Source organism: Streptomyces canus (assembly GCF_030816965.1).
In the GTDB taxonomy this organism is placed as follows: Bacteria; Actinomycetota; Actinomycetes; order Streptomycetales; family Streptomycetaceae; genus Streptomyces; species Streptomyces canus_E.
This window is the reverse complement of record NZ_JAUSYQ010000002.1, coordinates 3,613,246-3,636,741: the sequence shown is the minus strand read 5'-3', so window position 1 is coordinate 3,636,741 and position 23,496 is coordinate 3,613,246. Positions and strand designations below refer to the sequence as shown.

The window sequence follows — 23,496 nt, the reverse complement described above, 5'->3', positions numbered from 1 at the left end:
GAGATCGGCCGCCAGGGGACCGTTGGTCCTGAGGTCGGTCGTCACGCCGTCACCCCCACCGGGACGACGGCCCCGTCGGCCATCCGCACCTCGCGGTCCGCGTACGCCGCCACCTGGGCGTCATGGGTGATCAGCAGGACCGCCGTGCCGGACTCCCGGGCCGTGTGGACCAGAGCCGTCATGACCTGCTCGGTCGACAGGGAGTCCAGCGCGCCGGTCGGCTCGTCCGCGAAGACCACCTTCGGCCCGGTGATCAGGGCGCGGGCCAGCGCGGTCCGCTGGGCCTGGCCGCCGCTCATCTCGCCGGGCCGGAGACCGGCCTGGCCGCGCACCCCGAAACGCTCCAGCCACTCACCGGCTCGCGTGTGGGCGTCGGCCCGGGAGACGCCCGCGAGCAGCAGCGGCAGCGCCACGTTGTCGACCGCCGTCAGCTCGGGGATGAGCTGCCCGAACTGGAAGACCACGCCGAACTCCGTCCGGCGCAGCTCGCTCAGCCGCTTCTCGGGCAGTTCGTCGAGGCGCTCACCGCCGTAGGAGACCGAACCGGCGTCCGGCCGCACGATCCCGGCCAGACAGTGCAGCAGCGTCGACTTCCCGCTGCCACTGGTGCCGGTGACGGCGAGGATCTCGCCGGCGTCCAGCCCGACCGAGGCGCCCCGCAGGGCCTCGGACCTGCCGTACGCCTTGACGAGGCCGCGGGCCGCGAGGAGCGGCACCGGGTTCTCCCCCGTTGTGTTCATGCTGAGTCGACCTCCGCGGTCAGAGTGGTGAGCCGGGCCGCCGTCGTGTTCATCCAGCGGAGGTCGGCGTCGAGGTGGTTGAGGGCGTAGTCCGCCGAGAGCACGGTCGCGAGGTCGGCCCCGTGGGCGGTCTTGACCGCCGTGAGCTCCCGCATCCGGGCCATGTGGGCGGCGCGCTGGGCCCGGAGATAGGCGTCCGGGTCGCCGCCGGCCAGGATCGAGACGACGACCTTGGCGAAGATCTCGTTGGTCACGAAGGGTGCGGGCGGGGCGATCTGCCCGGCCCACTGGGCCAGTTCACGCGTCCCCGCCTCGGTCGAGCGGTACCTGGTGCGCTCCGGGCCGCCGTCCGAGTCGGTGCCGTCGACCTCGGCGAGGCCGTCCCGGACCAGGCGTTGCAAGGTCGTGTAGACCTGCCCGTAGGCCAGTGGACGGGCCTCGGGGAAACGGTCGTCGTGGCGTCGCTTGAGGTCGTAGCCATGGCTCGGCCCTCTCGGCGAGCAGCCCCAGCAGGATGTGGCGGGTGCTCATGGAGATCAGTATGCATCACGTATATGTATTGAGTGAATAGTGATCGGTGGACATGACGAAAAGCACGTTCACCCCTCCGGTACGTCTGCCGTCGCGTCCTGTGGGTAGGGCTGCGGTGACCCCCGTCGTCGTACTCGACAAGGAGGCCCCCGTGGCCGCATCGGCACCCCTTCTGCTCTCGGCCCTGTCCAAACCCGAGGCGCCCGCTGAACACTTCTGTGTCTTCAGCGCCGAGGGCGCCTGCACGGAGACCCCGCTCACCAGCGAACCGCCGCTGCCCGACGCCGAACCCCTGACCAGTGAACCGCCGCTCGCCGACGCCGCCCCCCTGATCAGCGAGTCCGACGCATACCTGGAGCCGTAGATGACGGCGCCCCCCGGTCCGGAGCTGTCCCGCCTCGCCGAGTCGTACGGCGTCGCCACCTCCTACCAGCCTTCCCCGGACCGTACGGTCGCCGCCTCCGCCACCGCCGTCACGCTGGCCCTGGCCGCCCTCGGCGTCGACGCGGGCGACCCGGCCGCCGCGCTCGCGGCCCGTGAGCGTGAACTGCGCGAGCGCCTGCTGCCGCCGACGGTGGTGTGCTGGAGCGGCAGCCCGCCCGCCTTCCTGGCCGACCTGCCCGAGGGCACCCGGCTGCGCATCGCGACCGAACAGGGCGAGACCCGCTCGTCCGCCGACCAACTCCCGCCCGGCGTCCACCGGCTGACCGCCACCGCCCCCGACGGCCGCACCGCCGACGCCCACCTGATCGTGGCCCCGCCCCGGTTGCCGGCGCCGCCCGGGCGGTCCTACGGCCTGCTCGTCCAGCTGTACTCCCTGCTCTCGCACCGCTCCTGGGGCATGGGCGACCTCGGTGACCTCGCCGAACTGACCTCCTGGGCGGGACGCGCCCTCGGCGCCGGCTTCGTCCAGGTCAACCCGCTGCACGCGGCGGTGCCCGGCGCCCCCACCGACCCGTCCCCCTACCGGCCGTCCTCGCGCCGCTTCCCCGACCCGGTGCACCTGCGGATCGAGGACGTCCCCGAGTACACCCAGGTCGCGGACCCCGACCGGCTGCGGGCCCTGCGCGGGCGGGCCGAGCGGCTGCGTGAAGCGGTGCTGGAGAAGAGCGCGTTGATCGACCGGGACGCGGTGTGGGAGCTGAAGCGGGAGGCGCTGGAACTCGTCCGTGACGTCCCCCTCGGACCCGGCCGTCGCGCCGCCTACGCCGACTACCTCGCCGAGGGCGGCGAGGCCCTGGAGGACCACGCGACCTGGTGCGCGCTGGCGGAGGTGCACGGCTCGGACTGGAGCCGCTGGCCGGCCGGCCTCCGCGACCCGCGCTCGGCCGACACGGCCCGTGCCCGCGGCGAGTTGATGGACCGCGTGGACTTCTGGTCACGCCTCGCCTGGCTCACCGAGAGCCAGCTCGGCGCCGCCCAGCGGGTCGCGCGGGAGGCGGGGATGCCGGTGGGTGTCGTCCACGACCTCGCGGTGGGCGTCCATCCCGAGGGCGCGGACGCGTGGGCCCAGCAGGCGTACTTCGCGGCCGGGATGTCCGTAGGAGCGCCGCCGGACGCCTTCAACGCGCGTGGCCAGGACTGGGGGCTGCCGCCGTGGCGTCCGGACCGGCTGGCGGAGTCGGGGTACGCGCCGTACCGGCAGTTGCTGCGGGCCCTGTTCCGCTACGCCGGCGCGCTGCGCATCGACCATGTCATGGGCCTGTTCCGGCTGTGGTGGGTCCCGCAGGGGCGGCCACCGACGGAGGGCACGTACGTCCGCTACGACGCGGAGGCGATGCTCGCCGTGCTCGTCCTGGAGGCGTCGCGGGCCGGGGCGGTGGTGATCGGGGAGGATCTCGGCACGGTCGAACCCGGTGTGCGGGAGGTGCTGCGCGAGCGCGGGGTGCTGGGGACGTCGGTGCTGTGGTTCGAACGGGACTGGGAGGGCGACGGGCGTCCGCTGCCGCCCGACCGGTGGCGGGCGGACTGTCTGGCGACGGCGACCACGCACGACCTGCCGCCGACGGCGTCTCGTCTCACCGGGGAGCACGTCGAACTCCGGGACGGTCTCGGCCTGTTGACCCGCCCGCTGGACGAGGAACGCGCGGAGGCCTCGGCGGACACGGCGGAGTGGCTGGAGCTGCTGGCCCGTCTCGGTCTGCTGCACGGCACGGGGGGCGGCGCCGACCCCTCCTCGGAGGAGGCCCGGATCCAGGCCGTCCACCGGTTCCTGCTGCGCACCCCGGCCCGGATGGTGGGCGTCTGGCTGCCGGACACGGTGGGGGACCGCCGGCCGCAGAACCTGCCGGGGACGTGGGACCAGTACCCGAACTGGCGGTTGCCGATCGCGGACGGGGAGGGGCGGGTGGTGACGCTGGAGGACCTGGCGGCGTCGCCGCGGTTGCACGCGCTGGTGGAGGTGCTGCGGGCGCCGTAGGGGCCGTAGGGGCGGGCCGCGGGCCTCGGGAGCGGGCTGGGGGCGCCTGGAGGCGGCCGCTCGTACGACCCAAACGACTCATACGGCACCCCGGGCGGGGTGCTGCGGGCGCCGTAGGGGCGGGCCGCGGGCCTCGGGAGCGGGCTGGGGGTGCCGTGGAGGCGGGCGCTCGCACGGCCCGGGCGGCTCGTACGGCACCCCGGGCGCGCGGCCCGAACCGCGGTTGGATACTTTGACTCCGTGGACAAGAAGAACGCCCTGCGCGCCGGCGCCCTGGTGGCCGGTACGACGCTGATGATGCTGCTCATGTCGTCCCCCGCCTCCGCGCTGGTCCGCGACGACGGTGACGACCCCGGCTCGGGCCTGAGCGTCATCGAGACGCTGGGCCTCTTCGTCGTGGCCCCGCTCGTGCTGTTCGCGGTCATCGCCGGTCTGGTGATGGTCCTGGACAAGTCCAAGGAAGAGCACCGGGTGACCAGCCGCAACATCAAGACCAAGCCGGCCGGGGCCCAGGCCGGTTCGAAGGCCTGACCACGCCTTTCCCGGGGCGCCGACCCTGCCGCACGTACGCGCGTCAGCCGTACGTGGGCGAGGCCGGCGCCCTGGCGCGTTCTCAGGGGCCCGGCGCCGTTCTCAGGGGCTCGACGCCGTGAGATACCGCTGCACCGTGGGCGCGAGCCAGGCCACGATCTCCTCCCGCTCCAGCGCCACGGTCGGCGGAAACCGCAGGACGTACCGGGTCAGCGCGAGCCCCAGCAACCGCGTGGCGGTCGGCGCGGCCCGCGCGGGAGCCTGTTCCGGGTCCGGACACACCCGCAGGGCGACCGGCATCACCTGCTCCCGGAAGACGCCCTGCATCCGCTCGGCCCGCGCCTGATCGGTCGCGCCGACCCGCAGCAGCGCGGTGAGCACCTCGTTCTCCTCCCACAGGTCGAGGAAGCGCGTCACGAGTGCGCGGCCGATGTCGTGCCGGGGCGGTGAGCCGGGCTCCGGCAGGTCCAGTTCGACGGAGACGGCCGCCGCGAACAGGCCCTCCTTGTTGCCGTCGCCGTAATAGCGCATCACCATGGACGGATCGATGCGCGCGTCCTTGGCGATGGCGTGGATGCTGGCCCGCTCGTAGCCGTCGGCGGCGAAGCGCTCGCGGGCCGCGGCGAGGATCGCGTCGCGGGTGTCGTCGGAGCCGCCGTTCCCGTTCGCGTCTCGACCTCGCCCACTGGGTCATCCAGGCCGCGCTGAGGGAGGCGTCGCGCCCAGTGACGTACCGATGGACTGCTACCTCGTCGCGGGTCTGCGGGAGGCCGGGTCACTCCGATGAGTTCTGGGTCCCTTCGAGCAACTCCCGCAACAGGTCGGCCAGTTGGTCAGCCTGTTCGTCGTCGAGGTTGGACAGGGCCGCCGTCTGGGCCGCCAGTCCCGCTCCCACCGCCTCGTCGATGACGGTCAACCCCTTCTCCGTCAAAGTCACTTGGAGGCCTCGGCGGTCGTGGGGGTCGGGGGAGCGGCGGAGGAGGGCGGCGCGTTCCAGTTTGTCTAGGCGGCCCGTCATGCCGCCCGTGGTGAGCATCAGCGTCGAGGAGAGCCGGCGGGGGGAGAGGGTGTACGGCTCGCCTGCGCGGCGGAGGGTGGCGAGTACGTCGAATTCGCCGCGGGAGATGCCGTAGGGGGCGTACGCCTTGTCCGCGCGGTCGCCCATGATGCGGGAGAGGCGGTAGATCCGCCCGAAGACCTCCATGGCCCTGGTGTCGAGGTCGGGCCGCACGGCCGCCCACTGGTCGATGATCGCGTCGACGGCGTCCTTGCGCGGTGCACTCATGTGCCGAGTATCCGCAGGCTTCGGGTCGCCCGCAAGAAAGTGGCTTGCGGAAAAGTAGCTTAGGGATAAGCTACTTGCTGCCAAGTCATCACTGAGGGGGATCCGTGAGTATGCCGACCGTGAACCGCACCGCCACCGTCCTCCTCACCGCCCTCGCCCCCGTCTCCTGGGGCACCACCTACGCCGTCACCACCGAGTTCCTCCCCGCCGACCGTCCCCTGTTCACCGGAATGATGCGTGCCCTGCCCGCCGGGCTGGTGCTGCTCGCCCTCGCCCGGGTGCTGCCGCGCGGGGTCTGGTGGGGGAAGGCGACCGTGCTCGGGGCGCTGAACATCGGGGCCTTCTTCCCGTTGCTGTTCCTGTCGGCGTACCGGCTGCCGGGCGGGATGGCCGCGGTGGTCGGGTCGGTCGGGCCGTTGATCGTCGTCGGACTGTCGGCGGTGCTGCTGGGGCAGCGGCCCACGGCCAGGAGCGTGCTCACCGGCCTCGTGGCGGCCTTCGGTGTCAGCCTGGTCGTGCTCAAGGCGGCCGGGGCCCTGGACGTCGTCGGTGTGGCGGCGGCGTTCACCTCCGCCGCCTCCATGTCCGCCGGCACCGTGCTGACCAAGCGCTGGGGCCGCCCCGACGGTGTGGGCCCGCTCGCCCTCACCGCCTGGCAGCTCACCGCCGGCGGCCTGCTCATCGCGCCCCTCGCCCTCCTCGTCGAGGGCGCCCCGCCCGCCCTCGACGGCCGTGCGGTCGGCGGCTACCTCTACCTCGCGCTCGCGAACACGGCAGTGGCGTACTGGCTCTGGTTCCGCGGCATCGGCCGTCTCACCGCCACCCAGGTCACCTTCCTCGGCCCGCTGTCCCCGCTGACCGCCGCGGTCGTCGGCTGGGCGGCGCTCGGGCAGAGCCTGACGCCGGTGCAGCTGGCGGGCATGACGCTGGCCTTCGGGGCGACGGTGGCAGGACAGCTGGGGGTGCGGCCCGCTGCCGGCCGGTCGTTCGGGCCCGTTGACAGCAGTCGCCGGGAGGCTTCGGCAGACCTGACGGGTCCGGCGGCGCGGCAGACCTGACGGGTCCGGCGGCGCGATGGCAGGGGGTGCGGGTGCTGGAAGTTGGAAGCGCTGTGGGTGGGGGGTGCGGCCCGCTGTCGACCGGTCGTTCGGCCCCGGTGACAGCAGTCGCCGAGAGGCTTCGGCTGACCTGACGGTTCCGGGGGCGCGACGGCAGGGGCGCGAGGGCGCCGGAAGCCGGAAGCGCTGCGGGTGGCGCCGGGGGCGTTATAACGTCACCCCGATCCCGCGTTACGCAACTCCTGGAGGCGCACGTGCCCGAAGACGTCTGTCCGGTGTGCGGGAAGCCGCTCGCCGCTCGCGTCGGACGCACGGGCCGCGGCTCCGTGTACTGCTCCGCCGCCTGTCGGCAGAAGGCCTACCGGGAACGGCGGCAGCCGGCAGGCCTCACCGTGCAGGGACTCATCGACGACATCGGGCGGCAGGCCGGCCGGCTGGTACCGCAGCCCGCCGACGCCCTCTACTCGACCGTCGCCGAACTGTCCGCGTCCGTCGCGCAGTTGAGGCGCGTGGCCCGTACCGCACGCGACACCACCCAGGACTCCGGGGATTCCGTCACACCCGCCCCCGTGACGGAACTCGCCGAAACCGACTTCGCCGCCCTCACCGAGCAGTACCGCCGTGAGATCCAGGTGCACTGTTACCGCATGACGGGGTCGTACGACGAGGCCGAGGACCTCGTGCAGGAGACGTTCCTGCGGGCCTGGCGGGCCCGGGGCGGGTTCCAGGGGCGGGCGAGTGCGCGGACCTGGCTGTACCGGATCGCCACCAACACCTGTCTGGATCTTCTACGGCGCACCGCGCGCCGCCCGCAGCGCTATGAGCCGGTGCCGGGGATGAACCACGGAGCCGGGGAACCACCCGCCCGCGTCACCTGGTTGCAGCCCTATCCCGATGAGGAACTGCCCGTCGCCGAAGGGGAGTTGCCGGAGACGTCCGCCGTGTCCCGGGAGACCCTGGAGCTCGTCCTCCTGGCCGCGATCCAGCATCTGCCCGCCCGGCAGCGGGCCGCCTTCATCCTGCGCGACGCGCTCGGACTGACCGCCGCGGAGACCGCCGAGGCCCTGGAGATGAGCGTGGCCTCGGTCAACAGCGCACTTCAGCGGGCCCGGCCGACCCTGCGCGCGCACCTGCCCCGGGAGCGTGCCGACTGGCGGCCGGTGGCCCCGACCGGAGCGCAACAGGCCGTACTGGAGCGGTACATGGCCGCCGTCGAGCGTCTCGACCTCGACGCGATGGCCGCGCTGCTCGCCGAGGACGTCGTCCTCACCATGCCGCCGAACCCGTTCTGGTTCACCGGCCGGGACGCGCTCGTCGACTTCGTGCGGGTCAGCCTCGACCCCGCCTCACCGGCCTTCCTGGGCCACTGGCGCAGCCTGCCCACCCGCGCCAACGGGCAGCTCGCGGTGGGAAATTACGTCCGCAGGCCCGGGACCAGCGTCTACCGCGCCCAGGTCCTGGACGTCCTGCGCTTCGACACGGCCGGACCGGGCGACCGGATCGTGGAGATCACCTCCTTCGAGCCGCATCTCTTCCCCGCGTTCGGGCTCCCGCTGCGGCTGTGACCTCCCGACCGATGAGCATCCGCGGAGTCATACGTCTGCATGAACGTCACGTACGAACCACTCCCGAGGAGCTCACCATGCTGCTGACCGACAAGACCGCGATCGTCTACGGCGCCGGCGGTTCCATCGGCGGGGCCGTTGCCCGCGCCTTCGCCGAGCAGGGCGCGAGGGTCCACCTCGTCGGCCGGACCCGGCAGACCCTGGAGGCCGTGGCCGCCGACATCAAGGACGCCGAGGTGGCCGTCGTGGACGCGCTGGACGAGGCGGCCGTGGAGGCGCACGCCGAGCAGGTCGGGGACATCGACATCTCCATCAACCTCGTCACGCGCGGCGATGTGCAGGGCGCGCCGCTGGTCGACATGTCCGCCGAGGACTTCCTGCGGCCGGTCACCGACGGCCTGCGCGCCAACTTCCTCACCGCGCGCGCCGCCGGACGCCGGATGGCCGCCCGCGGTTCCGGTGTGATCCTCGCCCTCAACAGCGGTTCCGCGCACGGCAGTCCGATGATGGGCGGCACCGGGCCCGCGGACGGGGCGATCGACACGCTCGTGCGCAACCTGGCGATCGAGCTGGGGCCGAGCGGGGTGCGGGCGGTGGGCCTGTGGGTGGCCGGGGTGCCGGAGACGTTCACCGTCGAGAAGCTCGCCGCGGTCAATCCGGCCATCGACGAGAGCGCCGTCCAGGGCATCATCGACCACCTCGCCGGAATGCGCATGACCCGCCGCAACCCCACCCTCGCCGAGGTCGCCGCCACCGCCGTGTTCCTCGCCTCCGACCACGCGGGCGGCATCACCGGCACGTTCGTCAACGCCACCGGCGGCATGGTCAGCGTCTGAGCCCGCGGCCCCGCCACCACGTGCGCAGCCACAGGGCGTGCAGCCCGCCGAGCGTGACGACGACGGCGATCCTATCCAGCCGGTCCCAAGCCGCCACGGCGAGGGCGAACGCGACCCGAGCGGGTTCGTCGCCGAGAGCACCTGGCTCCATCCCCGCCGCCACGGCTGGGCCGCGGAGCCACCCGGGCGGTTCCACGGCCACTTCGCGACCCGGGGCGTCTCGGCCCGCCGTATCCCGCTCAGGGTGGCGGCGATGGCGAGCCGGGCCCTGGCCCGCACCGACCCCCGGACCGCCGAGATCCTCGACGACCTGGTGCGCGAGTGGAGCCGGGAGCTGGAGAAGACGTACGACCTGCGGTGGGTGCCGGTGGCCGTGCAGACCGGGCTGCATGTGCGGACGATGCTGCACACGGCCCGGCTGGTGTGCGGGGGAAGCTGAGGACGGTCGGGGGCGGGTGCGGACGATGCTGAGGACGGTCGGGTTGCGCGTGCGGACGATGCTGAGGACGGTCGGGTTGCGCGTGCGGACGATGCTGAGCACCGCCCGGCTGGGGTGCGAGGGAAGGCGGATGACCGGGGCCACCCGCCTCCCGCCGCGTTCTACTGCCCGGCCTGCGCGTCCGCGGCCTGGGCCTTCAGCGCCCGCTCCACGCCTGCGCGGGACTCGGAGACGAGCCGCCGCAGGGCCGCGTTGGGCTCGGCCGAGGCGAGCCAGGCGTCCGTCCTGTCCAGGGTCTCCTGGGAGACCTGGAGCGACGGGTAGAGGCCGACCGCGATCTGCTGGGCGATCTCGTGCGAGCGGGACTCCCAGATGTCCTTGACCACCTCGAAGTACTTGTCCGTGTACGGCGCGAGCAGCTCACGCTGATCGGTCTGGACGAAGCCTCCGATGACGGCCTCCTGGACGGCGTTGGGCAGCTTGTCGGACTCGACGACCTGTGCCCAGGCCTCCGCCTTCGCCTCCTCGGTCGGCCGCGAGGCACGGGCGGTCGCCGCGTGGCGCTCGCCCGCCGCCGTCCTGTCCCGCTCGTACTCGCCGGCGATCTCCGACTCGTCGTAGCGGCCCACGGCGGCCAGCCGCTGCACGAACGCCCAGCGCAGCTCGGTGTCGACGGCCAGACCCTCGACGACCTGCGATCCGCCGAGCAGCCCCTCCAGGAGGTCCAGCTGCTCCGGCGTACGGGCCGTGGCCGCGAACGCCCGTGCCCACGCCAGCTGGTGGTCGCTGCCCGCCGCCGCGGACCGCAGATGGGCCAGCGTGGCGTCGGTCCAGCGGGTCAGCAGGGCCTCACGGGCGGTGGGGTCGGCGTACAGCTCGATCGCCAGCTTCACCTGCCGGTGCAGCGACTGCACGACACCGATGTCGGACTCCTTGCCGATACCGGAGAGGACCAGGGAGAGGTAGTCGCGGGTCGCGAGCTCTGCGTCCCTCGTCATGTCCCACGCCGACGCCCAGCACAGCGCGCGTGGCAGCGAGGACTCGAAGTCGCCGAGGTGCTCGGTCACGAAGGCCAGCGACTGGTCGTCGAGGCGGACCTTGGCGTACGACAGGTCGTCGTCGTTGAGGAGCACGACCGCCGGACGGCGCTTGCCGACCAGCTGCGGTACGGCCGTCAGCTCGCCGTCGACGTCCAGTTCGACGCGCTCGTCAGGGACCAGCTTGCGGCTGTCGCCGTCGAGTTCGTACAGGCCGACCGCGATGCGGTGCGGACGCAGGGTCGGCTCGCCCTTCGCGCCCGCGGGCAGGGCCGGGGCCTCCTGACGGATCGCGAACGAGGTGATGACACCGTCCGCGTCCGTCTCGATCTCGGGACGCAGGATGTTGATGCCGGCCGTCTGGAGCCACTTCTGCGACCAGGTGCCCAGGTCGCGGCCGGACTTCTCCTCCAGCGCGCCCAGCAGGTCGGACAGCCGGGTGTTGCCGAACGCGTGGCGCTTGAAGTACGCCTGCACGCCGCCGAAGAACTCGTCCATGCCGACGTAGGCGACGAGCTGCTTGAGGACGCTCGCGCCCTTGGCGTACGTGATGCCGTCGAAGTTGACCAGCACGTCGTCCAGGTCGCGGATCTCGGCCATGATCGGGTGCGTGGACGGCAGCTGGTCCTGGCGGTACGCCCACGTCTTCATGGAGTTGGCGAAGGTGGTCCAGGAGTGCGGCCACCGGCTGTCCGGGGCGTACGCCTGGCAGGCGATGGAGGTGTAGGTGGCGAACGACTCGTTCAGCCACAGGTCGTTCCACCACTCCATGGTGACCAGGTCACCGAACCACATGTGGGCCAGCTCGTGGAGGATGGTCTCGGCGCGCATCTCGTACGCGGCGTCGGTCACCTTGGACCGGAAGACGTACTGGTCGCGGATGGTCACCGCGCCGGCGTTCTCCATTGCGCCCGCGTTGAACTCCGGCACGAACAGCTGGTCGTACTTCTTGAACGGGTACGCGTAGTCGAACTTCTCCTGGAACCACTCGAAGCCCTGCCGGGTCACCTCGAAGATGGCGTCCGAGTCGAGGTGTTCGGCGAGCGAGGGGCGGCAGTAGATGCCCAGCGGGACGGACTGGCCGTCCTTCTCGTACACGCTGTGCACGGAGTGGTACGGGCCGACGATCAGGGCCGTGATGTACGACGAGATCCGCGGGGTCGGCTCGAAGACCCAGACGTCGTCCTTCGGCTCCGGCGTCGGGGAGTTGGAGACGACGGTCCAGCCGGGCGGCGCCTTCACGGTGAACTGGAAGGTGGCCTTCAGGTCCGGCTGCTCGAAGGAGGCGAAGACGCGGCGGGCGTCCGGCACCTCGAACTGCGTGTACAGGTACGCCTGCTGGTCGACCGGGTCGACGAAGCGGTGCAGGCCCTCACCGGTGTTCGTGTACGCGGCGTCGGCGACGACCCGCAGGATGTTGCGGCCCTCCAGCAGGCCCGGCAGGGCGATACGGGAGTCCGCGAAGACCTCCGCCGGGTCGAGGGTGTCCCCGTTCAGCGTCACCTCGTGGACCGTGGGGGCCACCAGGTCGATGAAGGACTCGGCGCCGTTCTCGGTGACGTCGAAGCGCACCGTGGTCACGGACCGGTAGGTACCGCCCTCCTGCGCGCCGGAGAGGTCGAGATCGATCTCGTAGGACTCGACGCTGAGCAGCGTCGCCCGCTGCCGAGCTTCGTCGCGAGTCAGGTTTGTGCCAGGCACGCGGTCATCTCCTCGTTATGTCTAGGTTCGGCGGTTCGGTCATCCTTCCATGTGACTCGCGTCGCCGGGAGCCGCCGCCCACCCCGAACACCAGGTCCGTATTCCGCCGGTCGTCCGCGCGTGGCCGCGCCGGCCTGGTCCCATGACGACCTGCACCGCACGCCCCGTCGAACCGCGAGCCCTCAAGGAGCTCCGCACCGCCGACGACGCCGGCCGCCCCGTGGTCCCGTTCACCGACGACGAGGGCGGGGCGCCCCTGTGCTGCTGTCTGCGCCGCGGCGAGCCCGGCGAGCGGATCGCCCTCGTCTCCTACGCCCCCCTGCGCCGCTGGCGGCCGAGACCGGCGTGCGTTCCGGGGCGCACGACGAGCAGGGTCCCGTCTTCATCCACGCCGAGGAGTGCGCGGGGCCGACGGCCGGACAGGGGCTCCCCTTCGCCGACGCGCACCGGACCGTGCGCCGCTACCGAACACTTGCCCAGTGCTCCCTTCAGATGGAGGTGTAGGGCCTCCTCGCCCTGGCGCCCCGTAGGGGCGCAGCGCCACTGCTGAAGTCGCCTTGTCCGACCACGTAGTGGGCGGACCTACCGCCGGACGGGCGGGAAGTCAGGCCTGTGGAGGCCTTGTAAGACCACCTCCGGGTGGCAGGGGCCCGTGAAGCAGGAACCCAAGGGAGCACCGCGTACATCCTGGGCGGCCGGCTGGTCGAGGCCGTCGGCGACGACGCCCTCCGGAACGCGTTCGACGACCCGTCCGTGGCGCTCGTCCACGTCCGGGCCGTCGAGTACGGCTGTTTCCTCTACGAGGTGCGCAGGCCCTCGGCCTAGCCCTTGAGCTCGGCCGCCACCAGCTCCGCGATCTGGACCGCGTTCAGCGCGGCGCCCTTGCGGAGGTTGTCGTTGGAGATGAAGAGAGCGAGCCCGTGCTCGACCGTCTCGTCGCGGCGGATACGGCCGACGAAGGAGGCGTCCTGGCCGGCGGCCTGGAGGGGGGTCGGGATGTCGGAGAGGGCCACGCCGGGCGCGCCCGCCAGGAGCTCCGTCGCGCGCTCCGGGGTGATCGGACGGGCGAAGCGGGCGTTGACCTGGAGGGAGTGGCCGGAGAAGACCGGGACGCGCACGCAGGTGCCGGAGACCTTCAGCTCGGGGAGCTCCAGGATCTTGCGGGACTCGTTGCGGAGCTTCTGCTCCTCGTCGGTCTCGTTCAGGCCGTCCTCGACGAGGTTGCCCGCGAAGGGCAGGACGTTGAAGGCGATGGGGCGCTTGTAGACCTGGGGCTCGGGGAAGTCGACCGCCCCGCCGTCGTGGGTGAGCTTGTCCGCGTCGGCAGCGACCTTCTGCACCTGGCCGTGCAGCTCCGCCACGCCCGCGAGGCCCGAGCCGGACACCGCCTGGTAGGTGGTGGCGATCAGCGTCTGCAGGCCCGCCTCCGTGTCCAGCACCTTCAGGACCGGCATCGCGGCCATGGTGGTGCAGTTCGGGTTGGCGATGATCCCCTTGGGGCGGTCCGCGATCGCGTGCGGGTTCACCTCGGAGACGACCAGCGGGACCTCGGGGTCCTTGCGCCAGGCGGAGGAGTTGTCGATCACTACCGCGCCCTGCGAGGCGACCTTCTCGGCCAGCGCCTTCGAGGTCGCGCCGCCCGCCGAGAACAGCACGATGTCCAGGCCGGTGTAGTCGGCCGTCGCCGCGTCCTCCACCGTCACGCCGTCGAGGACCGACCCCGCCGAGCGCGCGGAGGCGAACAGGCGCAGCTCCGTGACCGGGAAGTCGCGCTCCTTGAGGATCCCGCGCATGACCGTGCCGACCTGTCCGGTGGCTCCGACGATTCCGACCCTCACGGCGACTCCCTATCTCTTCACACTTGACCGAGGCTTTTCCATCATGCGGCCGACCCGGGTCTCCCTGTCCAATTCTTTGCGCTCCATGCCCGAGGAATGGACTGCTGGACGGTGTGACGTACACCTCTCGGCGATTTTTCCGTGGGATCGGCCGAACGTTTCCGTGCGCTGCGGCGTCGTAGAGGAAACGCGGTGAGGGGGTGGCTTGTGCTGCGCAGAAGGGCACGCCGGGTCCAAGAGGGGGACGATCCCCTGGACGCGGCGCAGGAACGCCGGGTGCGGGCCGTGCTCGCCCTGGGCGGGGTGCCGCAGGCGGACCTGCCGGACGGGGTGCAGCAGGTCCGCCTGCGGTTGCTGGAGCGGGCGGCGAAGGGGTACGAGGCGCCACGGGACGTGTCCGCGTGGGCCGCGGTCGTCGCCACCAACCTCGCCATGGACTGGCACCGGGCCAAGAAGCGCCAGGAGCGGCTGGGGGAGCGGCTGGCCTCACTGCGCCAGCACGAGCACCCCTCAGGGGAGGACACCAGCGTGCTCTCCCTCGCCGTCGCGCAGGGCCTGGACGAGCTGCCCGACCAGCAGCGCCAGGTCCTCGTGCTGCGGTTCTTCGCCGACCTGCCGGTGCGCTCGATCGCCCAGGAGCTGGGCGTCCCGGAGGGCACGGTCAAGAGCCGCCTGCACACGGCGGTCCGGGCCCTGCGCGCCCGCCTGCACGAGGACGAGGTGGTGTGAGATGACCGCGGAACACGACGGTCTCGACGCCTTGATGGCCGCCATCACCGACGAACCGCCGCCCGAGAGCGCCGCCGCCGACCCGGCCTTCCTCGCCGAGCACCGCTCGGCCCAGGACGATGTCGCCCTCCTGCGCGAGCAGCTGCGGATCATCGCCGAGACCCTGACGGAGGCCGCACCGGCCGCGAAACCCGTTGCCCTGCGACCCTCCCGGGCCCGGCACCGCGCCCGCACCTTCGCCTTCGGCACCCTCGCGGTGGCCGCCGTCGCGAGTGTGGTCACCGGCCTCGGCTGGCTCCTCGGGCACAGCGGGGCGGACAACCTGAGCTCGGCAGACTCCGGGTCCTCCAAGGCGGAATCCGCCGTCCGCTTCGGCAGCCCGTCCTACCTGGCCTGTGCCGCAACGGTCGCCGAGGGCGAGGTCACCGTGGTCAAGGAGCTCCCCACCACCGGGGAACTCCAGGTCACCGTGCAGGTCACCCGCTCCTACAAGCCAACCCGCGGATTGGCGAACCTCACCTATGTGATCACCGAGTACGACCTTCCCGAACCCCTCGCCAAGGGCACCCGCGTCCTGTTCGGCGTGCCCCAGGGCTCGCCGAGCCCCGATCACTGGGTGGTCGGGGAGCAGGAGATCGCCCGGGAGCGGGCCTGGATCACCGCCTCGCTCCCGGCCTCGCGCGGGCTCACCTGCTAGCACACGAGAAAGGGCGGGCGCCCACCGGACGCCCGCCCCTTGTCGCCGTACGGAGAAGTGTTACGGCGTGACCTTCTCGATCTTCACGTTGCCGACGCCCGCGACCGTGCCGCGCGCGTTGACGAGGCTGACCTGGCCGAAGAACTCACGGCCCGCCGGGGCGGCGGCCAGGGCGGTGACGCTGCCGGAGACGGTCGTCGAGGCGCCGGTGCCGAGCTTGACCGGCGCGTCGGAGACGGTGACGGTGCCCAGGGTGCTGGAGAAGAACACGTCCTGGTAGTCGTACGCCGTGGAGCCAGCCGGGACCGAGTAGCCGGCGACCTCGATGGTGTACGTGCCGGCGGCGGGCGAGGCGACCGAGACGGCCTCCTCCGAGTCGCCGTCGGCGGACTGGCCGACCACGGCGCCCGAGGCGTCGTAGACCGTCAGGTCCAGGTCGGCGGAGACGTCGGAGACGTTGCCGATGGCGACGTCGAGCGACTTCGCGCCCGCGGGCACCTCGACCGTGGTGGTCTGGGTGGCGCCCTCGGCGATGGTCGGACGGGCCGTCTTGGACGAGCCGAGCGGGCCGCCGGCCAGCTTGCCGTCGATCGCGGCGAGCGTGTTGGTCACCTTCCAGGAGGCGGTGGCCGGGGTGCCGACCTTGGCCTCGGGGACGGTCACGGTCTCCGGGTCGAAGAGCGCGCCGTAGACGGCGACGTCCAGCTTGTACGGGTTGTCGAGCAGCGGCGAGGTGCGGCGCGACTCGACCTCGATCTCCCAGACACCCGCCTGCGGGTCCGCGTACGAACGCGCGTCGGGCTTGCAGCCGTTGCCGTCGAGGTAGTTGTTGTAGCAGTACGGGGTGCCGGTGTTGTCGACCGGGACGCCGTAGGGGTGGATGGCGATGAACCGGGTCTGGCTCTTGTCCTTCAGCCCGCCGATCGCGACCTCGAGGGACTTGGCGCCCGCGGGGACGGTCACGAAGTACGACCGGGTGCTGTTGCGCTGCACGGTGTTCGACGCGGTGTAGGTGTACTTCACCGGCGCCGAGACGACGACCGTGGTGAGGATCTGCTGGTCGACGCCCTCGGTCTTCGGGTCGTCGACGACCAGGATCGCGCTCTTGAGGCCCGCGGACTTCGGCTGGGCCTGGACCTTGACGGTCACCGGCTGGTTCAGCGGCAGCCTGATGTCGTCCTTGCCGAGGATCCGGAAGGTGTCACCGGCGTTCTTGGCGAAGTGCAGCTCGTGCGGGAGCGCCTTGTCCGCGCCGGACGTACGGGTGATGGTGACGTCGTACGTCTTCTTCTGACCGGCCTTCAGACCGCCCTCGCGGTCGTAGAGACCGGTGCCGTAGCCCGGGGTCTTCAGGAGCTGGTCGATCGCGGTGTCGACCGGGGCCTTCACGGCGTAGTTATTGGGCACAGCGTCGTGCGCGGTGGCGCCGTCCTTGATGGCGTCCCAGGCGTCCACGATGTCGATGAGGCCCGCGCCCTCCTCGTACGCCTGCACACCCTTGATGTGGTCGGCGGTCGAGGTCAGGGCGGTGCGCAGGGTGGCCGGCGTCAGCGCGATGTGCTTCTGCTTGGCGGCGCTCAGCAGCAACGCGGACGCGCCCGTGGCCTGCGGGGAGGCCATCGAGGTGCCCTGGAGCATCGAGTAGCCGGCCGGCAGTGTGTAGCCCGCCTCGGCGACCGGGGCGCCCGGCAGCCAGGTCTGCGTGGTGTTGATGGCAGCGCCTGGGGCGGACAGGGTCGGTGCGAAGCCGCCGTCCTCACGCGGACCGCGCGAGGAGAACGGCATCATCGCGTACTTCTTCTCCACGGCCGAGCCGTAGTTGGCGGCCCAGGTCGCCTTGGAGATGGTCGCGCCGACCGAGATGACCTTGTCGGCCAGGCCAGGGTCGCCGATGGTGTTCGCGCCGGGGCCGGAGTTGCCCGCGGAGATCACCAGCTGGACGCCGTAGGTGTCGATGAGGCGCGTGTAGAGCTCGGCGCGCGCGTTGTTGCCGTCGTTGAGCGCGGGCAGGCCACCGATCGACATGTTGACGATGTCGACGCCGCGGTTGACGACGAGGTCGATCATGCCCTCGGTCAGCGCCACGTTGGTGCAGCCGCCGGTCCAGGTGCAGGCACGGGAGGAGACGAGCTTCGCGCCCGGCGCCGCGCCGTTCATCCGGCCGCCGAACAGGCCGTTGGCGGCGGTGATGCCGGCGACGTGGGTGCCGTGCTCGGACTCGATGACACCGATGTTGACGTAGTCGGCCTTGCTGCCCGCGGCGTCGTAGACGACGTCCTTGCGGATCTCGACGACGAACGGCTGGCGCTCGGCCACGTCGGTCGACGGGTCGTCGGTGCCGAAGTATCCGACCTGGTAGCCGTCCTTGTACGGCTTCATCGGCGTGTCGTCGGCGAAGTTCTGGTTGTTGTTCAGGTCGACCCGGACGGTCCCGGCGGCCTTGTCGTACAGCACGCCCCAGGTGTCGGTGGTGTCCCCGTCGCGGTTCGCGTCGCCCTTGGCGTCGCCGCCCGTGGTCGCGGCCTCGCGGAACAGGTTGACCTGGTACGACCCGGCGGGCGCCGTCCAGGTGCGGCCGTCGAAGGTGAAGCTCGGGCCGGAGACCGCGGTGGTCATGCGCCGCCAGGTGGCGTCACCGTCGGAGACCGGGTCGGTCGCGGTGACCCAGTCGACGATCTTCCGCTCACCGGTGGTGGTCTTCTGCAGCGCCGGGTGGCCGAGGTCCACGCCGGAGTCCAGGATGCCGATCGTGACGCCGCGGCCGTCCGCCTTCGGGTGGTCCTCCACGAAGTCGACGGCGCCCGTCTCGAAGGACGGGTTGTACGGGTTCTCGGCAGGGGTCTTCGCGCTCGGCGCCGGGTAGGTCTTCGTGCCCTTGCTCGCGGCGCCCTTGGCGGTGTCGGCGCTCGGCGTCGGGTCGTCCAGCGGGATGTCCTGCTTGACGTCGATGCCGTGCACGGAGGAGAGCTTCGCGGCGGCGGCGATGGCCGAGTCCGCCTTCGCGGTGGGGACGGTCGCCCGGACGTAACCGAGCTTGTCGTACGTGAGGCCCACCAGGCCGCCCTTGACCGCGTCCAGCTCCGCGGCGACCTGCTCGGTCTTCCCGGGGGCGGTGGCGACCATCAGCGTGATGTTCTTGTCGCCGTCGGCCTTGGCCTCGGCGAGCGCGTCGGCGTCGTCCGAACCGAGCTTCTCGTCAGCGGACTTCAGGCCCGGGTCGGAGGCGGCGGGGGCGTCGTCCGCGGCGGCGGAGAAGGCCATGGGTATCGGCCCCGCCGCAGAGAGCGCGGCGACCAGACCGGCGGCCACCGCTATGCGCGCCACACGTCTCGCGCCCGATATCGGAGCGTGCTGGGGGGTGAGGGTCATCGGCATCCCTTGTAGGTAAAGGAACGAGCGGGTTGGTGACCGGGACCGATCGGTCCTGGTCACGGTGATCCGGAAGAAGACCCCGGATGACCGCACAGCTTTACGCATGGGATGGATGTTTAGGGAGAGTTGACCGAATCGATATGGGTGTATGGGGAAAACCCGCGATGCCCTTTGGGGACATCGGTGAAGAGGTGTGCGATAGCGGGCAATTCGCCGTGCGAGCCCTTTGGGTGGCCTTTTCAGGCGTCCTTGCTGCGCGCGTAATGCCGGGACGCCTTCGCGCGGTTGCCGCAGGTCGCCATCGAGCACCAGCGCCGCGTGCCGTTCCTCGACGTGTCGAAGAAGTGGAGCACGCACGTGTCGTGGGCGCATGACCGGATCCGGTCCGGTGCGGCGGTGAGCAACTCGAGGTAGTTGCGCGCGGCGAGCCAGGCGGGGCCCCAGTCGGGGTCACTCAACTCGGGTCGCTCGCCGGGACCTTGAGGGGTGAGCGCGACCCGGACCCGCCCGTGCTCCAGCACGGCGTCGACCAGGGGTGCCCCCTTCTCCAGCGACCCGTCCACCGCCGTGTGCAGGGCCTCCCGGGCCTGCTGGAGGTACCGCAGCGTCCTGCTGCCGGGGACGTAATCGCCGCTGAGTCCGGTCGAGTCGAGCCATACCGCGAGCCCGTCGACGTCGGTGAGGAGGTCCTGGAGGGTTCCCTCGCTCATCCACCGCGTGTTGAGCAGGTCGAGCGCGAGCGGCTCGCCGGTGAGCGGGCGGGGGTCGCGGGTGGCGGGCATGCGGGGGCTCCCTTTCGTGCTAACCGGTCAAGAGTACGTGACCGGTTGCATCCCTTGTCTCTAACCCTTAAAGTCGCTCACAAGGGTTAAACAAGCGAGTCATCCAAGCTGAAGGGGACAGCCGTGACCTTGCGCTCCGGCCACATCGGCCTGAACGTCACCGACCTCGACCGTTCGCTCGCCTTCTACCGGGACGTCCTCGGCTTCACGCCACTCGCCGAGGGCAAGGAGGAAGGCCGCCGTTACGCCTTCCTCGGCGACGGCGAGAACCTCGTCCTCACCCTCTGGCAGCAGGCCGGGCAGCCGTACGCAGCCGAGCGCGCGGGCCTGCACCACCTCGCCCTGGAAGCGGACACGATCGAGAAGGTGAGGGAGTACGAGGAGGCGCTGCGGGCGTACGGGGTGGACTTCGCCTACGAGGGCGTGGTCGCCCACCGCGAGGGCACGGGGTCGGGCGGCATCTTCTTCCACGACCCCGACGGCACCCGCCTGGAAATCTCCGTGCCGAGCGGCGCCGAGGAGGCCCCGGCTCCCTCCGGTACGGCTCCGACCTGCGGGTTCTTCTAGCCATGGGGGTCTATCACGCGGGCTCGCGGGCCGTGCAGGACCGAGTGGGCGTGCGCGAGCAGGCGGATCATGTGGGCCGCTCGGTCGGCCGGGGCATCCGGGAGGTCGCTGCGGCCTTCCTGGAGCTCCAGCCGCTGCTGGTCGCCGGCGCCGCGGACCCCTCGACGGGCCGGGTCTGGGCGTCACCGCTCACCGGGGCGCCGGGCTTCGTCCGGGCGACGGGCACGCAGCGGATCTCCGTCACCGGCGGCTGGTCCCCGGCCGACCCCCTCGCCACCGCCTTCGCCACGCCCGGCACACCCGTCGGCACGATCGCCCTCGACGCCCGCACCCGTCGCCGTATGCGCCTCAACGGCCGACTCGGGCCCACCGCACGGGGGTTCGCGATCGACGCCGACCAGGTGTTCTCGAACTGCCCGAAGTACCTGCAGAGGAGGACGTCGTACGAGGTCGTGGCCGACCGGCACCGAGGCGCTGCGCGACACGGCGCTGAACTCACCCCCGGTCAGGCCGAGTTCGTGTCGGCGGCCGACACCTTCTTCCTCGCCTCCGTGCGCGAGGGCGGAGCCGACGTCAGCCACCGGGGCGGCAACCCCGGTTTCGTGCGCGTCGATGCGCCGGGCGAGCTCAGCTGGCGCGACTACCCGGGCAACTCGATGTTCCTGACCCTCGGCAACCTCGCCGCCGATCCCCGGGCCGGCCTGCTGTTCCTCGACTGGACGACCGGCACGGCCCTCCAGCTGACCGGCGAGGCGAGCACCGAGTTCGGCGAGGACCGCAGGGTCCGCTTCACCGTACGGGAGACCGTCGAGACGCCGTCGGCGCTCCCTCTGCGCTGGTCCGCGCCCGAATACTCACCGGCCAATCCGGACCCGGCGCATTAACTTCCTCCTATGCGCAAGACGTTGAGGGTGGCGGCCTACGCCATATGCGTTCGCGACGGACAGATCCTGCTCGCCCGCTGGATCGACGGCGGCCGGCCGGAGTGGACGCTGCCGGGCGGCGGCATGGAGCACGGTGAGGACCCCCATGACACCGTCCTGCGGGAGGTGGAGGAGGAGACGGGCTACCGCGTCGAGGTCACCGGCCTGCTCGGTGTCAGGTCCCACCGGCCCCCGCCCCGCCGCCGCTTCGGCCGCACCGTCGAACACCACGGCGTGGGGCTCGTGTACGAGGCCCGGGTCACCGACGGCGAGCTGCGGTTCGAGGTCGGCGGCTCCACGGACATGGCCCAGTGGCACGACCTCGACGCGGTGCCGGGGCTGAACCGGGTGCCGCTGGTCGACTTCGGCCTGCGGCTGTGGCGGGAGCGGCCGGTGGCCGGACGGCCCGCGGAATAGGTGTCGTACCCCGGAAGATGAACACGGAGTGACCGCCCCCGGGCCGTTCGACGAGCGCTCCCGAACGCGCAGGGTGGCCCAAGATCCACGTACGGTGATCGGCGTTGCGTGTTGCCGTCTCGTTCACGCACAGGTCATTCCCGGTGCCAAGCATCCAGAGCGAGCGGGAAATGCGCACCAGCGACTCCCGCGACCACTGCCGACGCAGTTCGCACTCGGGGAGATCGCGCCATGTCGCGCACACGCTCTGTCGCCAGCATCACGCCGGCGGTCCACCGTCGTACCGTCCTCGCCGCCGCGGGCGCGGCCGCCGTCTCCGCGGGCGTCGGCTACGCCCTGCGGCCCACCGACAGCCAGGCCGCGACGACCGCCGGCCCCGCCGAGGCGCCGGTGGCCCAGCCCGTCCACCAGGCCGCTCCGGTCGCGGCCCCCCTGGCGCCGTACACCCGCGGCACCACCGTCGCCTCCATCGCCGCCCCGCGCACGAACTCCGGCTACCGGCGCCTCGGTGACGGCGCCGGCTGGAGCCGCAAGGTGCGTTCCGACCTCGCCGCCCCGAAGGCCGGGCGGGCCGGCCGCCGTACCCCGCTGGCCGCGTTCGTGCAGCTCACCGACCTGCACCTGATGGACAGCCAGCACCCGGTGCGTCTGGAGTACCTGCGCTCGACCGACGTGCACGCCTGGCGGCCCCAGGAGGCGCTGACCGTGCCGGGCGCGATCTCGCTCGTCGAGCGGATCAACGCCCTGCGGGGCGCCCCCGCCACCGGCGCCCCGCTCCAGTTCGCCATGACGACCGGCGACAACACGGACAACAACTCCCGCACCGAGCTGGACTGGTTCCTCACCGTCATGAGCGGCGGCCGCATCACTCCCAACTCCGGGGACCCGCGCCACTACGAGGGCGTCCAGAACAGCGGCCTCAAGCAGTACTGGCAGCCCGACTCGAGCACCCGTGACGCCGACAAGCAGCTCGGCTTCCCGCACCTGACGGGCTATCTGGCCGCCGCGATCCGGGAGCTCAACAGCCCCGGCCTCAACATCCCCTGGTACTCCACGGTCGGCAACCACGACAGCCTGCCACTGGGCTGCTTCGGCCACGGTGACTCCTGGCTCGCCGAGTACGCCGTCGGCGGCAAGAAGCTCATGTCGCTGCCCGCGTCCGAGTCGAAGAAGCTCCAGGACATGCTCAGGAAGGGCAACGACCCTCAGGGCCACGCCTTCCGCGACCTGCTCAAGGCGCACGCCCGGACCATGCGCTCGGTCACCCCCGACGAGCGGCGCGCCCCCTACACCGCCCGCGACTACCTCACGGCCCACCTCGACCCGGCGCACCGGGGCGTGGGCCCGGTCGGCCACGGCTACTCCACCGCCAACCTCGACGCGGGCACCCAGTACTACAGCTTCCGCATCGCCGACGACGTCGTCGGCGTCAGCCTCGACACCACCGACCCGGGCGGCCACTACCAGGGGTCCGTCGGCACCAAGCAGCTGCGGTGGCTGGACCGGACGCTGCGGGAGAACAAGGACTCCTACGTCGTCGTCTTCAGTCACCACACCAGCGACTCGATGGACAACACCCGCCCCGACCCGGCCCACCCGGGCGAGCGCCGCCACAACGGCCAGGAGGTCGTCGCCCTCCTCACCGGCCACAGCAACGTCCTGGCCTGGGTCAACGGGCACATCCACCGCAATGTGATCACCGCCCACTCGGCACCCGGGGGCCGTTCGTTCTGGGAGATCTCCACCGCCTCCCACATCGACTTCCCGCACCTCGCCCGGGTCATCGAACTGGCCGACAACAAGGACGGCACGATCTCGGTCTTCACCACCCTGGTGGAGTCCGCGGCCCCCCACCGCACCGACTTCGCCGACCTCTCCCAGACCGGCCTCGCGGCCCTCTACCGCGAACTGGCCTACAACGCCCCCGGCTCCAGCAACAAGCTCGGCGGCGGCTCGGGAGACCGGAACACGGAGCTGGTGCTGAAGAAGGGCTGAAAACGGATCAACTCTTCTGATCATTTCAACCTTC

At 71.7% G+C, this 23,496-nt stretch carries 21 protein-coding genes and 2 pseudogenes; 15 read left to right on the top strand and 8 right to left on the bottom strand.

What is annotated here, in order from left to right:
- Positions 1-41: 41 nt before the first annotated feature.
- Both QF027_RS17545 and QF027_RS17540 read right to left on the bottom strand, forming a co-directional pair.
- Positions 42-740 (bottom strand): ABC transporter ATP-binding protein, encoded by a 699-nt coding sequence (locus QF027_RS17545; protein ID WP_306981164.1) that lies wholly within the window; start codon positions 738-740, stop codon positions 42-44.
- Positions 737-1,271, bottom strand: a pseudogene (locus QF027_RS17540) (PadR family transcriptional regulator). Before QF027_RS17540 ends, QF027_RS17545 begins: the two are co-directional and overlap by 4 nt.
- A gap of 151 nt (positions 1,272-1,422) precedes the next feature.
- Between QF027_RS17540 and QF027_RS17535 the strand changes: the two are divergent.
- The 3 genes from QF027_RS17535 (at position 1,423) to QF027_RS17525 (ending at position 4,221) form a co-directional block, all read left to right on the top strand.
- Positions 1,423-1,635, top strand: a complete 213-nt coding sequence (locus tag QF027_RS17535) for a hypothetical protein (protein ID WP_306981168.1) — start codon at positions 1,423-1,425, stop codon at positions 1,633-1,635.
- The gene (gene malQ / locus QF027_RS17530; RefSeq protein WP_306981170.1) at positions 1,636-3,690 is read left to right on the top strand and encodes a 4-alpha-glucanotransferase; all 2,055 of its coding nucleotides are present in this window, start codon (positions 1,636-1,638) and stop codon (positions 3,688-3,690) included.
- 240 nt (positions 3,691-3,930) lie between these two features.
- Positions 3,931-4,221, top strand: a complete 291-nt coding sequence (locus QF027_RS17525) for a hypothetical protein (protein ID WP_307075518.1) — start codon at positions 3,931-3,933, stop codon at positions 4,219-4,221.
- 102 nt (positions 4,222-4,323) lie between these two features.
- On the opposite strand, the gene QF027_RS17520 is transcribed toward QF027_RS17525, so the two are convergent.
- A complete protein-coding gene (locus QF027_RS17520) occupies positions 4,324-4,851 on the bottom strand; it encodes a TetR/AcrR family transcriptional regulator (RefSeq protein ID WP_307082408.1) in 528 nt (175 codons plus the stop codon).
- Positions 4,852-4,996: 145 nt separating this feature from the next.
- Positions 4,997-5,506, bottom strand: a complete 510-nt coding sequence (locus QF027_RS17515) for a MarR family winged helix-turn-helix transcriptional regulator (RefSeq protein WP_306981174.1) — start codon at positions 5,504-5,506, stop codon at positions 4,997-4,999.
- A 110-nt stretch (positions 5,507-5,616) separates the two neighbouring features.
- On the opposite strand from QF027_RS17515, the gene QF027_RS17510 reads away from it, so the two are divergent.
- The 4 genes from QF027_RS17510 (at position 5,617) to QF027_RS17495 (ending at position 9,404) form a co-directional block, all read left to right on the top strand.
- Positions 5,617-6,564 (top strand): EamA family transporter, encoded by a 948-nt coding sequence (locus tag QF027_RS17510; RefSeq protein WP_307082405.1) that lies wholly within the window; start codon positions 5,617-5,619, stop codon positions 6,562-6,564.
- Positions 6,565-6,818: 254 nt separating this feature from the next.
- The gene (locus QF027_RS17505; protein WP_306981176.1) at positions 6,819-8,129 is read left to right on the top strand and encodes a sigma-70 family RNA polymerase sigma factor; all 1,311 of its coding nucleotides are present in this window, start codon (positions 6,819-6,821) and stop codon (positions 8,127-8,129) included.
- Between the two features lie 77 nt (positions 8,130-8,206).
- Positions 8,207-8,965 carry an SDR family NAD(P)-dependent oxidoreductase gene (locus QF027_RS17500; protein ID WP_306981178.1) on the top strand — a complete coding sequence of 253 codons (759 nt, stop codon included), beginning with the start codon at positions 8,207-8,209 and terminating at the stop codon, positions 8,963-8,965.
- Positions 8,966-9,002: 37 nt separating this feature from the next.
- Positions 9,003-9,404: a hypothetical protein gene (locus QF027_RS17495; RefSeq protein ID WP_306981180.1), complete on the top strand. Its 402-nt coding sequence runs from the start codon at positions 9,003-9,005 to the stop codon at positions 9,402-9,404.
- Positions 9,405-9,565: 161 nt separating this feature from the next.
- Here QF027_RS17495 and pepN read toward each other — a convergent pair whose 3' ends face one another.
- Complete coding sequence (gene pepN, locus QF027_RS17490; protein WP_307075516.1) at positions 9,566-12,142, bottom strand: aminopeptidase N; 2,577 nt, start codon at positions 12,140-12,142, stop codon at positions 9,566-9,568.
- A gap of 142 nt (positions 12,143-12,284) precedes the next feature.
- Here pepN and QF027_RS17485 point away from each other — a divergent pair.
- Positions 12,285-12,607, top strand: a pseudogene (locus QF027_RS17485) (DUF1203 domain-containing protein); the annotation flags it as partial.
- A gap of 174 nt (positions 12,608-12,781) precedes the next feature.
- The gene (locus QF027_RS17480) at positions 12,782-12,967 is read left to right on the top strand and encodes a DUF1203 domain-containing protein (RefSeq protein ID WP_373430998.1); all 186 of its coding nucleotides are present in this window, start codon (positions 12,782-12,784) and stop codon (positions 12,965-12,967) included.
- Here QF027_RS17480 and QF027_RS17475 read toward each other — a convergent pair.
- Positions 12,964-13,980, bottom strand: a complete 1,017-nt coding sequence (locus QF027_RS17475) for an aspartate-semialdehyde dehydrogenase (RefSeq protein WP_306981184.1) — start codon at positions 13,978-13,980, stop codon at positions 12,964-12,966. The two genes, QF027_RS17480 and QF027_RS17475, sit on opposite strands and share 4 nt — an antisense overlap.
- A gap of 207 nt (positions 13,981-14,187) precedes the next feature.
- Between QF027_RS17475 and QF027_RS17470 the strand changes: the two genes are divergently transcribed.
- Both QF027_RS17470 and QF027_RS17465 read left to right on the top strand, forming a co-directional pair.
- Complete coding sequence (locus tag QF027_RS17470; RefSeq protein ID WP_306986683.1) at positions 14,188-14,709, top strand: sigma-70 family RNA polymerase sigma factor; 522 nt, start codon at positions 14,188-14,190, stop codon at positions 14,707-14,709.
- A 1-nt stretch (position 14,710) separates the two neighbouring features.
- Positions 14,711-15,406, top strand: coding sequence for a hypothetical protein (locus tag QF027_RS17465; protein ID WP_306981186.1), 696 nt, complete (start codon positions 14,711-14,713; stop codon positions 15,404-15,406).
- Between the two features lie 60 nt (positions 15,407-15,466).
- On the opposite strand, the gene QF027_RS17460 is transcribed toward QF027_RS17465, so the two are convergent.
- Together QF027_RS17460 and QF027_RS17455 are read right to left on the bottom strand one after the other, a co-directional pair.
- Positions 15,467-18,775, bottom strand: coding sequence for a S8 family serine peptidase (locus QF027_RS17460; protein WP_306981188.1), 3,309 nt, complete (start codon positions 18,773-18,775; stop codon positions 15,467-15,469).
- Positions 18,776-19,017: 242 nt separating this feature from the next.
- Entirely contained in the window at positions 19,018-19,560 is a 543-nt protein-coding gene (locus QF027_RS17455) for a CGNR zinc finger domain-containing protein (protein WP_306981189.1), read from the bottom strand.
- 123 nt (positions 19,561-19,683) lie between these two features.
- Between QF027_RS17455 and QF027_RS17450 the strand changes: the two genes are divergently transcribed.
- The 4 genes from QF027_RS17450 to QF027_RS17435 all read left to right on the top strand — a co-directional run bounded on the left by QF027_RS17450 (position 19,684) and on the right by QF027_RS17435 (position 23,462).
- Positions 19,684-20,127, top strand: a complete 444-nt coding sequence (locus QF027_RS17450) for a VOC family protein (RefSeq protein WP_306981190.1) — start codon at positions 19,684-19,686, stop codon at positions 20,125-20,127.
- A gap of 2 nt (positions 20,128-20,129) precedes the next feature.
- A complete protein-coding gene (locus QF027_RS17445) occupies positions 20,130-21,011 on the top strand; it encodes a pyridoxamine 5'-phosphate oxidase family protein (RefSeq protein WP_306981191.1) in 882 nt (293 codons plus the stop codon).
- A gap of 9 nt (positions 21,012-21,020) precedes the next feature.
- Positions 21,021-21,467 carry an NUDIX hydrolase gene (locus QF027_RS17440; RefSeq protein ID WP_306981193.1) on the top strand — a complete coding sequence of 149 codons (447 nt, stop codon included), beginning with the start codon at positions 21,021-21,023 and terminating at the stop codon, positions 21,465-21,467.
- Positions 21,468-21,698: 231 nt separating this feature from the next.
- Complete coding sequence (locus tag QF027_RS17435; protein ID WP_306981195.1) at positions 21,699-23,462, top strand: TIGR03767 family metallophosphoesterase; 1,764 nt, start codon at positions 21,699-21,701, stop codon at positions 23,460-23,462.
- The last annotated feature ends 34 nt before the right edge of the window (positions 23,463-23,496 follow it).